Here is an 11555-nt window from a genome sequence, read left to right on the forward strand (position 1 = left end):
ACGGATCGACGGGGGCGGCGTGTCCCGGTTTCGTCGTCCCGGCATCAGTCGCCCGCCGCGTCGCGCGGGACCACGAGGTCCCCGTCGTCCCGCACCGCGAGGCTCGCGATCGGGTCGCCCTCGTAGACGGCGAGTCCCTCCGTCCGCGCGATCACGTAGCCGTCGTGGTCGACGGTGACCTCGTCACGGCGCTCCCCCGTCGCCGAGACGACCGTCGCGAGGGTGTCGCCCGCGACGAACGGCTCGCCCGCCGAGACGTGATGGCGGACGAGCCCGGCGGTCTCCGCGGTCGGACCGCGGTATCGTCGAACCGGATGGTCGACGGGGGCGGGGTCGAGACGGTCGCTCGCGTCACTGACCGACGAAGGGACGTCGGTGGCGTCGAGGAGTCCGAGCGCCACCGCGACCGAGACCGTGCCGGCGACCGCGGCCGCCGCGATCCGGTCGTCGACCACGCTGTGTGCGCCGAGCTCCGCGGTGAACGCGGGGATTCCCGCCTCGTTGAGGACCGCTCCCGCGGCCGACCGCTGGAGGTTCTCCTCGACGTACTCGGCCGCCGGGTACTCGGTGAGCGTCGGGAACCCGAACGCGTCGACGATCGCCGCGAGGTCGTCCGCGAGCGCCGTCGCCTCGGCCTCGGTCCGCCGATCCCCGTACAGGACGCGGTCGCGGATCGCGAAGGGCTCGCTGTCGACCCCCGCGGTGTGACAGTCGATCAGAGCGTCGGCCGCGACGCCTTCGCCCTCTCCCTCGCCGACGATCGCCCGATACAGGCGGGCGTCGATCCGCTCCTGGAGCTTCGGCGGCCGGGCCGACTCCGCGTCGGCGTCCGGGAAGTGGCGGTTGGGGTCGGCGTCGTCGTAGTAGGTGTGCCGGGCGTTCCGCCGGAGGCCCGCGGGCGACACCACCGGGACGGCGACGACCGTGCCCGCGAGGTCGGATCGCATCGATCCGAACGCATCGGCTGCGTCCAGAACCGCTGCGACCCCCGTCGCCTCGTCGCCGTGGACGCCGCCGGTCAGCCACAGCGTCGGCCCCTCAGCCGCGCCGTTCACGATGACGACCGGGAGCCGCTCGGGGGTGCCCGTCGGGAGGTCCGCGACGTCGAACCAGCCGCGGGCGACCTCGCCCGGGGCGGCGCTCGCGCTGCCGAGTTCCGTCTCCATGCCCTGGCTGTTTTCGGGGCTACTTATAAAAGGACGCGTTCGAGCGACACGACGGTCCCGGCCTCCGCGTCGGGGTCGCCGACGAGCCGCCCGAGACACACCGCGGAGCCGTCCGGGGTGTGACACGCGACGAGGGGCGCGTCCTTGCCGTTGCGGCCGGTCGTGGTGTCGGAGTCGGACGGACGGACGTCGCTGTCGATCACGCCCGGCGCGTAGACGGGAGCCCCGGTGGCGACGCTGCGGGCGGCGGAGGGAGCGATCGTCACCGACGGGAGATGGACGAGCGCGTCCTCCGCGGGCCGAACGACCTCCCGGAGGAAGCCGTCGTCGCCCTCCTCGGCCCAGACGAGCGCGTCGGTGAGGTCCTGTAGCGTGTGCAGGTCGCCGTCGTCGAACGGGTCGGTCGCGGTCCGCCGGAGGTGGCCCATGTGTGCGCCGATCCCCGCGGCGAGCCCGACGTCGTGACAGAGCTTGCGGACGTACGTGCCCGACTCACACCGGATCCGGAGCAGCGCCTGTCGCCCCTCGACCTCGAGGAGATCGAGGTCGTGGATCGTCCGCGTCCGGAGGCGACGGCTCACGGCGCTCTTCCGGGGAGGTTTCTGGTAGATCTCCCCCTCGAACCCGGCGACGACGGCCGCGAGGTCCGCGGGCGCGTCCGCGTGGAGTTCGAGCACGGAGACGTACTCCTTCGTCCCCTCGAGGAACACCTGTGCCGCGCGGGTCGCGGAGCCCGTCAACGTGGGGAGACAGCCGGTCACCTTCGGGTCGAGGGTGCCCGCGTGGGCGACGCCGGCGATCCGGTCGCCGTCCGGGTCGATCGTCGCCAGCGTCCCGTTGATCGCGTCCCGGACCCACGCCGAGAGCTGGTGGGAGGACGGCCCGGCGGGTTTGTCGACGTTGACGACGCCGAACCGGAGGAGTTCCGGTACCGACCGCTCGTCCGGCGGCGCGCGAAGGGGGTCGACGGGGTCGGCAGCTCCAGCGGCGTCGGCAGCCTCGACAGCCTCGACGGCGTCAGCAGCCTCGGCAGCCCCGACGGTGTCGGCGGTTCCGTCGGCGTCGCGGCCGTCACCGGTTTCGTCAGTCATTCGGATACGTGAGCGACGCGCCGACCGCTTAAAAGTCGTGTGTGACTCCGACGACGGCGGCTTTCCCCTCGTCGTCGGCCGGGTCGTACGCTTCCACGGTCGCCACGAGCGCGTCGAGGAACCGTTCGGGACCCCAGCGGGCGGTGTTGTACGCGGCGTCGTAGATGGAGAGATCGCCGATGTCGATGTCGTAGTACTCCAGGTAGCGTTTGTGCTCGGACGCCTCGCGTCGCTCGGTTTCCGCGCGTGCACGGTCGACCGGCTTCCCCTCGCGCTCGGCGATCCGTTCGGCGCGGACGTCGACGGGCGCGTCGAACCAGAGCCGGAGGTCAGCGTGGTCGGCCGCGAGCCAGCCGGCGAGGCGGGACTCCAACACGAGGTCGTCGCGGGTCGTCGCGATCTCGTGGAGCCGGCGGTCGAGGTCGCGGTCGACGTCGGCGTCGTCCTCGGCGTACTCGTTGAACTCGACGGGCGTCATGTCGCGCTCGGCGGCCATCTCACGGAAGATGTCGCCCCCCGAGACGTGGTCGAGCCCGAGCGCCTCCGCGAGGCCCGCGGCGTTCGTGCTCTTCCCGCTGCCCGGCGGGCCGGAGACGGTGATCAACATATCGGTACTGCGTCGCTGCCGGTGAAAACGGTTGCCGTTCGTGAGGGCCGTGTGACCCGTTCGCGGGGTCGACGCGGCCCGTGTCGGTTACGAGGTCGAAGCGGTCGCGCCGCTCGTGTCGCTACCGGTCGGCCGTCGCGGCGCTCATCGCCCAGACGGCGATGAGCCCGAGCAGGACCGCGGGGATCAGCGGGAGCACCAGGTACGTCCCGAAGAACGTGAGCCCGAACGACCCGGCGGCGTACGGGTACACGTAGATGATCCCCGGGATCACCAACACGCACGTGAACAGCGCGGCGGTCAGCGCCCACCCCTTCCGGCCGAAGCCGTCCGCCTCGAGCTCGTCGGCACCGTCGCCCGCGGATCGGGGCGTCTCTCCCTCCCGTGGGTCGGTGTCGTCGGTTCCGTCCGGGGTGTGGACGTATCCGCCGTCGGCGTCTGGTTCAGCGCTCACTGTCTGGGATCACGACTACCTTACCAAAGCCCTCACGGTTCTCGAGCAGCTCGTGGGCGCGCGCCGCCTCGCTCATGGGGAGCGTCTCCCGGATCCGCGGCTCGAAGGTGCCATCCCAGACGAGTTCGAGGACGTCGTCGACCTCGCCGGGGGTCGCCATCGTGGAGCCGAGCACGGACAGCTGGTTCCAGAAGATGCGGTTGAGTCCGGCCCCGGGGTTCGGCCCGGTGGTCGCGCCACAGGTGACGAGCCGGCCGCCCTTCGCCAACGCCTGTAACGAGTCGGGATACGTGGCGGCCCCGACGTGATCGACGACGACGTCGACGCCGCGGCGACCGGTCAGCGACGCCACCTCCGCGGCGAAGTCGTCGGCCTCGTAGTCGATGACGTGGTCCGCCCCGCACGCCGCCGCGTGCGAGAGCTTCTCCTCGGTCGAGGCGGTCGCGAACACCTCACAGCCGGCGTGGTCCGCGATCTGGACCGCGGCGTGGCCGACCCCGCCCGACGCGCCGAGGACGAGCACGCGCTCGCCAGCCTCGATGTCCGCGCGCGTGTGAAGCATGCGCCACGCGGTCTGGAAGACGAGCGAGACGGAGCCGGCGACCTCCCACTCGACCCCCGCGGGGACGGGAACGAGGTTGTCGGCCGGGACCGCCGCCAGCTCCGAGTGGACGCCGGGCAGGTGCTCGCCGATGATGCGGAAGGAGACGCACAGCGACTCCTCGCCGTCGCGACAGAACTCACACGTCCCGCAGGAGACGCCGGCGCTGACGGCGACGCGGTCGCCGGGCTCGAATCGGGCGACGTCGTCGCCGACGGCCTCGACGACGCCCGCGGCGTCGCTGCCGGGGACGTGTGGCATCTCGAGGTCGATCCCGGGGAGCCCGCGCCGGGTCCAGACGTCGAGGTGGTTCAACGCGCCGGCCTTCACGTCGACGAGGACCTCGTCGGCGGCGGGCTCCGGGTCGGGGAACTCGCCGTACTCGATCACGTCTCGGTCGCCGTGGGCGGCGAACTGAACGGCCTTCATACGTGATCCAACCGCGGGAGCCCACAAAACAGTACGGCAAGCGGACGGCGGCGGCGAGGTTTTATTATTCTTCGTCGTGGTGCTGAAGCCGATCCGAGAACGATGAACGGGGAGTCGGAGACGGAGGAAGGACCGGGGGTCGATCGGGCCGACGAGCTCGAGGCGCTCGTCAGGCAGTGGGAGAGCCTGCAGGCGGACGTCCGTGCCCACAAACGACAGTCGCACCGACGGATCGTCGCCAGTATGGTCCTGTTGGCGGCGGTCGCGGGCTACGCGCTCAGGAGCGAAACCGAGTGGCTCTTCGCGTTCGTGCCGCCGATCGTCGCGGTGGTGTTCCTCCTCCACATGCAGGAGACGAACCACGTCCACTACCGCCACTGGCAGTGCTGTCGGATCGAGGACCGGATCGCGACCGAACACGGCGTCGAACGGTTCGACTGGACCCGAGCGTTCAGTCCGATCACGCTGACCGACTGGACGCGACCGGATGGCGGCAGCGTCTGGCGCTCGCTCCCGCAAGTCGCGTGTGCCGTCGGGATATACCTGGTCGCGTTCGGGGTGTACGTCGCGTTCCTCGTCGGCGCGTACCCGTCCGCCATGGCGGCCGTCAGCACGGGACCCGAGTGGATCCCAGTGGCGGTCGTTCCGGGCGCGTACGTCGCCGTCACGCTGTCGATGGTTCTGGCGGGTGCGTCGAACCTCCGGCTTCGAACGCGTGCTCGGCGGGAGCTCGCGGCGGCCGAGTCCCCGGATCCCCGTGTCGACCGGGGGATCTGGCGACGCTGGTGGAGCCGATAGCGTCGGCGGTCGGAACGGCGACGCCGTGGGGGCTGTGTGAATTCGACGCATCCCGCCGCGGCTTCCGTGACGTTTAAGTATCGAAACCGGGTTTGTTCGCATGCACGAACTGCAGGGGCACCGGGTCCCGAGTCCGCAAGGGCGATGATACAACGCGGGTTACGGTAGCCAAGTCTGGCCCAAGGCGCAGGGTTGCTAACTCTGTGGCGTCACTGCCTCCGGGGTTCGAATCCCCGCCGTAACGCTCGAACGGACCGAGTACCGCCGGATTCGCGCCGGTAGGGCTCACCACAACCAATACATGAGCACGGAAGAACCACAGGACGGCTCGCCGGAGGAGGAGGAAGACCTCCAGTACTTCGTTCGGATCGGGGGCGCGGACCTCGACGGGACGAAGACGGTCGAGCGAAGCCTGTCAGAACTCAACGGCATCGGCACGCGCATGGCGCGGCTGGTCGCCGAGGAAGCCGACGTGGACCGAAGCGCCACGTTCGGGCTGCTCGACGAGGACGACATCCAGACCGTCGTCGACGTCGTCGAGAACCTCGAGGACCACGTCCCGTCGTGGATGACGAACCGACAGAACGACTTCTTCAGCGGTGAGACGGCACACCTCGTCGGCACGGACGTCAACGAGAAGACCCGTCACGACATCAACCGGATGAAGCAGATCGAATCGTACAAAGGGGTCCGTCACAAGCGCGGACAGAAGGTCCGCGGTCAGCGCACGAAGTCCACCGGTCGTACCGAGGGGACCATCGGCGTCAACGTCGAGGAGATCCGCGAGGAGATGGCCGAGGAAGAAGCAGCGGGTGAGGACGAATGAGCACCGGCAAGAACACCAAAGGCTACGAGACGCCGAACCACCCCTACCAGGGCGAGCGCATCGCCGAGGAGTCCGACCTCCTCGGGCGATACGGCCTTCAGAACAAGGAGGAGCTGTGGCGTGCCCAGTCCGAGCTGCGACGGATGCGCCGCGAGGCGCGACGCCTGCTCGGCGAGGCACAGGGTGACGTCGATCTCGCACAGGAAGCCGGCGGGGAGTTCGTCGCACGGCTCCGCCGCATCGGCATCTTGGGCGACAACGACGACATCTCGGCGGTCCTGTCGCTCGACGTGACCGACCTGCTCGAGCGCCGTCTCCAGACGATCGCGTACCGGCAGGGCTTCGCGTCCTCGGCACAGCAGGCCCGCCAGTTCATCGTCCACGGACACATCACCGTCGACGGTGCGCGAGTCACGCGCCCGTCGGTGAAGATGGACGTGAGCGACGAGGGCGCGGTCGCCTTCGACGAGACGAGCCCGCTCGCGGACGATCTCCACCCCGAGCGCGCGGAGTCACAGGAGTAACCAATCATGAGCCAATCAGAGGACGGCAAGTGGGGCATCGCCCACGTGTACGCATCGTTCAACAACACGCTCATCACGGTCACCGACGAGACGGGTGCCGAGACGATCGCCAAGTCGTCCGGCGGCACCGTGGTGAAACAGAACCGTGACGAGGCGTCGCCGTACGCGGCCATGCAGATGGCCGACGTCGTCGCCGAGCGCGTGAAGGAAGCCGGCCTGGAGGGCGTACACGTCCGCGTGCGCGGCCCCGGCGGTAACCTCAACAAGTCCACCGGTCCCGGCGCACAGGCGACGATCCGCGCGCTCTCGCGTGCGGGCGTCGAGATCGGTCGGATCGAGGACGTCACGCCCATCCCGCACGACGGGACGAAGGCACCGAAGAACAAGCGAGTCTAACATGACTGACGCCGATTTCGACGTGGAGTACGTCGAACGAGACGACCGGAGCGCCCGGGTGCTGATCCGCGGGCTCACGCCGGCGTTCGCCAACGGGATCCGCCGTGCGATGATCGCGGACGTTCCGACGTTCTCGATCGACACCGCCCGGTTCGTCGAGAACTCCTCGGTGATGTTCGACGAGATGATCGGCCTCCGTCTGGGGCTCATCCCCCTGACGACGCCGGTCGACGAGTTCGAGATCGGTGACGAAGTCACCCTCGCACTCGACGTCGAAGGGCCGGGAGCGGCGTACTCCGGCGACATCGAGAGCGCAGAGCCGATGGTCGAGACCGCCGACAAGAACGTCCCGATCGTCGACCTGAAGGAGGGACAGCGGCTGGAGTTCGAGGCCGACGCGGTGCTCGACACCGGCAAGGAGCACGCCAAACACCAGGGCGGCGTCTCCGTCGGCTACCGTCACCTCCAGCGTGTCACCGTCGAGGGCGACCTCGGCGAGTTCGACGAGGACGAGCCGCGGATCCTCCGCGGCGTGATCGAGACGCCCGACGGCGAGATCGTCGTCACCGACGAGTTCGACAACGACCTCTCGAAGAAGTATCCCGGCAAGGAAGTGCGCGTCGAGGACGTCCCCGGCGCGTTCGTCTTCCACATCGAGACGGACGGGTCGTTCACCGTCGACGAACTGCTGCTCCGCGCGATCGACTCCATCGAGGAGCGCGCGGACGAACTACGAACGAAAGTCGCGGTATAGCGTAATGTCCACCCTTCGAACCACCACCGACCCGACCACAGCCCCGCTCGCCAGCGATGGCGGGACGCCGAGCCGATCGGCCGGGGGCGACGGCGGGACCGAAAGTGGTTTGAAGGGAGGCGGATTACGAAGGAGTGCACGCAGGGATAGCCAAGTCAGGCCAACGGCGCAGCGTTCAGGGCGCTGTCCTGTAGAGGTCCGCAGGTTCAAATCCTGCTCCCTGCACTCCGTTTTTCAGGAACTCTCCACACAGGAGGGACAGCTATGAGTAGCAAGACGAATCCGAAACTACAGAACCTCATCGCCGAGCTGAAGTCGGCGTCGCGCTCGTCCGGTGCCAACATCTGGCAGGACGTCGCCGACCGACTCGAAAAGCCACGGCGCACGCACGCTGAGGTCAACCTGGGTCGCATCGAGCGGTACGCTCAGGAAGACGAGACGGTCGTCGTCCCCGGCAAGGTGCTGGGCAGCGGTGTGCTCGAAAAGAACGTTACCGTCGCCGCCGTCGACTTCTCGGGAACGGCCCGAACGAAGATCGACCAGGCGGGGGAGGCGGTGACGCTCGAACAGTTCGTTGAACGCAACCCCGACGGCGGGAACGTACGGGTGATCCGATGAGCGTCGCCGACTACGACGCGGACGTCGTCGTCGACGCCCGTGACTGCATCCTCGGTCGCGTCTCCTCGGAAGTCGCCCAAAAGGCGCTCGCCGGCGAAACGGTCGCCGTCGTCAACGCCGAGCGCGCGGTCATCACGGGTAACGAGGAGGCCACGATGGAGACGTACCACACCCGAGCCAACCTCGGCTCCGACAGCGGCCCCTACTACCCGAAGCGCCCGGACCGCATCTTCAAGCGCGCGATCCGCGGCATGCTGCCGTACAAGTCGAAGGACGGTCGCGAGGCGTTCTCGAACGTTCGCGTCTACGTGGGCAACCCCTACGAGCGCGACGAGGACGTCGAGTCGGTCGTTCTCGACGGCACGTCGCTCGATCGGCTCTCGAACATCAAGTTCACCTCGCTCGGGGAGGTCTCCGAGTCCTTGGGAGCTAACGTCACATGGTAACCAACACCTCAGGCAAGAAGAAGACGGCCGTCGCCCGCGCCACCGTGCGTGAGGGCGACGGTCGCGTTCGCATCAACTCCCAGCCCGTCGAGCTGGTCGAACCGGAGCAGGCACGCCTCAAGATGTTGGAGCCGTTCCGTATCGCCGGCGACGACCTCCGCGACGGGGTCGACATCGACGTCAGCGTGAGCGGCGGCGGCTTCAGCGGCCAGGCCGACGCGGCCCGCACCGCCATCGCCCGCGGGCTGGTCCAGCACCTCGGCGACGCCGAGCTGCGCGACGCGTACATGAGCTTCGACCGCACGCTGCTGGTCAACGACGTCCGCCAGTCCGAACCCAAGAAGTGGGGCGGACCCGGCGCGCGTGCCCGCTACCAGAAATCGTACCGCTGAGGTGATCTCGCTATGATGATCCCCGTCCGGTGTTTCACGTGCGGCAACGTCGTGGGTGAACACTGGGAGGAGTTCCGCGAGCGTACCCGCGAGGGCGACGAGGACCCCGGGGCGGTCCTCGACGAGCTCGGCGTGGACCGACACTGCTGCCGGCGGATGATGGTGTCGCACCGCGACCTCGTCGACGTCGTCTCCCCGTACCAGTGACCATGTCAGGCCAGCGCTACAACCGATACGAGAAAGCCCGAATCCTCGGCGCACGGGCGCTACAGGTGTCGTACGGGGCACCCGTGCTGATCGAGACGAACCAGACGGAGCCGATCCTCGTCGCCGCAGAGGAGTACGACGCGGGGGCGCTTCCGTTCACCGTCCGGAGGGAGACGAACTGATGACCCGGATCACGTCCGTTTCGCTCCGCCGGATCCTCGACTCTCGGGGGAACCCCACCGTCGAGGCCGACGTGCTCACGGAGTCCGGCGGCTTCGGCCGCGCGGCGGCACCGAGCGGCGCGTCCACCGGCGAGTTCGAGGCGCTCGAGCTGCCGGCGAACGAGGCGATCGCGGCGGCCCGGGAGCACGCGGTGCCGCGGCTCCAAGGGCTGTTCGCCGGCGACCAGCGGGAGGTCGACGGCGCGTTGCGCGCGGCCGACGGCACGGACGACTTCTCGGAGATCGGCGCGAACAGCGCGGTCTCGATATCGATGGCGGCGGCGAAGGCCGGCGCTGACGTGCTCGGCGCACCGCTGTACCAGCACCTCGGCGGCGCGTTCCGCGGGGAGAACTTCCCCGTGCCGCTCGGCAACGTCGTCGGCGGCGGGGAGCACGCCAAGGAGGCGACCCACATCCAGGAGTTCCTCGCCGCGCCGGTCGGCGCGCCGAGCGTTTCGGAGGCCGTCTTCGCGAACGCCGCGGTCCACGCGGCGGTCGGTGACGTGCTCGACGAACGCGGCGTCCCGGCGGGGAAGGGCGACGAAGGCGCGTGGGCCCCGCCGATCTCGGACGCGGAGGCGTTCGAGGTCGTCGAGGAGGCGGTCGACCGCGTCGAGGCGGAGGTGGGCTTCGAGGTCCGCTTCGGGCTCGACGTCGCGGCCGCGGAGCTGTACGACGACGAGCAGGACGCGTACGTCTACGGCGACGAGACCCGCTCGACCGACGAGCAGGTCGCGTACATCGCCGACCTCGTCGACGAGTACGACCTCGCGTACGTCGAGGACCCGCTCGACGAGAACGACTACGAGGCGTTCGCCGAGCTCACCGACCGGGTGGGCGACCGGACGCTGGTCTGTGGTGACGACCTGTTCGTCACGAACGTCGAGCGGCTCCAGGAAGGGATCGACGTCGGCGCGGCCAACAGCATCCTGATCAAGCCGAACCAGATCGGGACGCTCTCGGACGCGTTCGACGCGGTCGAGCTGGCTCACCGGAACGACATGGAGTGTGTTATCTCCCATCGCTCCGGCGAGACGGAGGACACGACCATCGCACACCTCGCCGTCGCGACCGACGCCGCCTACATCAAGACGGGAACGGTCGGGGGCGAGCGAACCGCCAAGCTGAACGAACTGATCCGCATCGCGGACGACGCGGTATGACGGACGCACATCACGTATGACGGAAGACAACGACGCGGTCGAACTCGACGAGAACGCTGAGACCGAGGCGGTCGACGCGCCAGTCGAGGAGGAGGCCGACACGACCGAGGAACCGACCGCCGACGCGGCCGCCGACGAGGCGTCCGCCGAAGCCGAACCGGAGGGCGTCGAGGCGGAAGACGTCGACGCGGAGGACGCCGAGGAGGCGTCGCCGTTCGACGACGACGTCATGCCCGACGACGACGTCGACCTGCTGATCCCCGTCGAGGACTACCTGAGCGCGGGTGTCCATATCGGGACCCAGCAGAAGACGAAGGACATGGAGCGGTTCATCCACCGTGTCCGCGACGACGGGCTCTACGTGCTCGACGTGAGCGAGACCGACAGTCGGATCCGTACGGCCGCGGACTTCCTGTCGAACTACAACCCCGAGCAGGTCCTCGTGACCTCCTCGCGACAGTACGGCCGCTTCCCCGCCGAGAAGTTCGCGGACGCCATCGGGGCCCGCGCCCGGACCGGCCGCTTCATCCCGGGGACGCTGACGAACCCCGATTACGCCGGCTACATCGAGCCGGACGTTGTCGTGGTGACGGACCCCATCGGCGACGCACAGGCCGTCAAGGAGGCGATCACGGTCGGTATCCCCGTGATCGCGATGTGTGACTCGAACAACCAGCTGTCGAACGTCGACCTCGTCATCCCGACGAACAACAAGGGTCGACGCGCGCTGTCGGTCGTCTACTGGCTGCTCGCCAACGAGACGCTCGACCGCCGCGGTACCGACACCGTCTTCGCCCTCGACGATTTCGAGGACGAGCTGTAGACGGGCGTTACTCGAGTTCGACCGTCGCGTTTTTTATCG

Annotated in this window: 17 protein-coding genes and 2 tRNA genes; 14 read left to right on the plus strand and 5 right to left on the minus strand. The window is 68.9% G+C overall.

The annotated features are described in order from the left end of the window. Nucleotides 1-44 precede the first annotated feature (44 nt). From GRS48_RS07290 to GRS48_RS07310, 5 genes are all read right to left on the minus strand, one after another. Nucleotides 45-1166, minus strand: coding sequence for a succinylglutamate desuccinylase/aspartoacylase family protein (locus GRS48_RS07290; protein ID WP_159485058.1), 1122 nt, complete (start codon nucleotides 1164-1166; stop codon nucleotides 45-47). Between the two features lie 23 nt (nucleotides 1167-1189). Next, entirely contained in the window at nucleotides 1190-2257 is a 1068-nt protein-coding gene (locus tag GRS48_RS07295; RefSeq protein WP_159485060.1) for an RNA-guided pseudouridylation complex pseudouridine synthase subunit Cbf5, read from the minus strand. 28 nt (nucleotides 2258-2285) lie between these two features. Next, nucleotides 2286-2864, minus strand: a complete 579-nt coding sequence (gene cmk / locus GRS48_RS07300) for a (d)CMP kinase (protein ID WP_159485062.1) — start codon at nucleotides 2862-2864, stop codon at nucleotides 2286-2288. A 121-nt stretch (nucleotides 2865-2985) separates the two neighbouring features. After that, complete coding sequence (locus GRS48_RS07305) at nucleotides 2986-3318, minus strand: hypothetical protein (RefSeq protein WP_321168342.1); 333 nt, start codon at nucleotides 3316-3318, stop codon at nucleotides 2986-2988. Next, complete coding sequence (locus tag GRS48_RS07310) at nucleotides 3308-4348, minus strand: zinc-binding dehydrogenase (RefSeq protein WP_159485064.1); 1041 nt, start codon at nucleotides 4346-4348, stop codon at nucleotides 3308-3310. Before GRS48_RS07310 ends, GRS48_RS07305 begins: the two co-directional genes overlap by 11 nt. 102 nt (nucleotides 4349-4450) lie before the next feature. On the opposite strand from GRS48_RS07310, the gene GRS48_RS07315 reads away from it, so the two are divergent. The 14 genes from GRS48_RS07315 to rpsB all read left to right on the plus strand — a co-directional run bounded on the left by GRS48_RS07315 (nucleotide 4451) and on the right by rpsB (nucleotide 11516). Beyond that, a complete protein-coding gene (locus GRS48_RS07315) occupies nucleotides 4451-5146 on the plus strand; it encodes a hypothetical protein (protein ID WP_159485066.1) in 696 nt (231 codons plus the stop codon). Nucleotides 5147-5304: 158 nt separating this feature from the next. Further along, nucleotides 5305-5390: transfer RNA gene (locus GRS48_RS07320), tRNA-Ser, on the plus strand. Between the two features lie 57 nt (nucleotides 5391-5447). After that, entirely contained in the window at nucleotides 5448-5972 is a 525-nt protein-coding gene (locus GRS48_RS07325) for a 30S ribosomal protein S13 (protein ID WP_159485069.1), read from the plus strand. Then, nucleotides 5969-6496, plus strand: coding sequence for a 30S ribosomal protein S4 (locus GRS48_RS07330; protein WP_159485071.1), 528 nt, complete (start codon nucleotides 5969-5971; stop codon nucleotides 6494-6496). Before GRS48_RS07325 ends, GRS48_RS07330 begins: the two co-directional genes overlap by 4 nt. Nucleotides 6497-6502: 6 nt before the next feature. Then, nucleotides 6503-6892 carry a 30S ribosomal protein S11 gene (locus tag GRS48_RS07335; protein WP_159485073.1) on the plus strand — a complete coding sequence of 130 codons (390 nt, stop codon included), beginning with the start codon at nucleotides 6503-6505 and terminating at the stop codon, nucleotides 6890-6892. A gap of 1 nt (nucleotide 6893) precedes the next feature. Beyond that, a complete protein-coding gene (locus GRS48_RS07340) occupies nucleotides 6894-7646 on the plus strand; it encodes a DNA-directed RNA polymerase subunit D (protein ID WP_159485075.1) in 753 nt (250 codons plus the stop codon). Between the two features lie 140 nt (nucleotides 7647-7786). Then, nucleotides 7787-7871, plus strand: a tRNA-Leu gene (locus GRS48_RS07345). Nucleotides 7872-7910: 39 nt separating this feature from the next. Beyond that, the gene (locus GRS48_RS07350; protein WP_159485077.1) at nucleotides 7911-8264 is read left to right on the plus strand and encodes a 50S ribosomal protein L18e; all 354 of its coding nucleotides are present in this window, start codon (nucleotides 7911-7913) and stop codon (nucleotides 8262-8264) included. Continuing rightward, on the plus strand, nucleotides 8261-8710 hold the full coding sequence (locus GRS48_RS07355) for a 50S ribosomal protein L13 (RefSeq protein WP_159485079.1): 450 nt from the start codon (nucleotides 8261-8263) through the stop codon (nucleotides 8708-8710). The genes GRS48_RS07350 and GRS48_RS07355 overlap by 4 nt, the downstream gene beginning before the upstream one ends. Continuing rightward, nucleotides 8704-9102: a 30S ribosomal protein S9 gene (locus GRS48_RS07360; protein WP_159485081.1), complete on the plus strand. Its 399-nt coding sequence runs from the start codon at nucleotides 8704-8706 to the stop codon at nucleotides 9100-9102. The genes GRS48_RS07355 and GRS48_RS07360 overlap by 7 nt, the downstream gene beginning before the upstream one ends. 12 nt (nucleotides 9103-9114) lie before the next feature. Further along, on the plus strand, nucleotides 9115-9309 hold the full coding sequence (locus GRS48_RS07365) for a DNA-directed RNA polymerase subunit N (RefSeq protein WP_159485083.1): 195 nt from the start codon (nucleotides 9115-9117) through the stop codon (nucleotides 9307-9309). A 2-nt stretch (nucleotides 9310-9311) separates the two neighbouring features. Further along, nucleotides 9312-9491 (plus strand): DNA-directed RNA polymerase subunit K, encoded by a 180-nt coding sequence (locus tag GRS48_RS07370; RefSeq protein ID WP_159485088.1) that lies wholly within the window; start codon nucleotides 9312-9314, stop codon nucleotides 9489-9491. Further along, a complete protein-coding gene (gene eno / locus GRS48_RS07375; protein ID WP_159485091.1) occupies nucleotides 9491-10693 on the plus strand; it encodes a phosphopyruvate hydratase in 1203 nt (400 codons plus the stop codon). Before GRS48_RS07370 ends, eno begins: the two co-directional genes overlap by 1 nt. A 16-nt stretch (nucleotides 10694-10709) precedes the next feature. Further along, complete coding sequence (gene rpsB, locus GRS48_RS07380) at nucleotides 10710-11516, plus strand: 30S ribosomal protein S2 (RefSeq protein ID WP_159485093.1); 807 nt, start codon at nucleotides 10710-10712, stop codon at nucleotides 11514-11516. Nucleotides 11517-11555 lie beyond the last annotated feature (39 nt).

This window comes from Halorubrum sp. JWXQ-INN 858 (genome assembly GCF_009806985.1).
In the GTDB taxonomy this organism is placed as follows: Archaea; Halobacteriota; Halobacteria; order Halobacteriales; family Haloferacaceae; genus Halorubrum.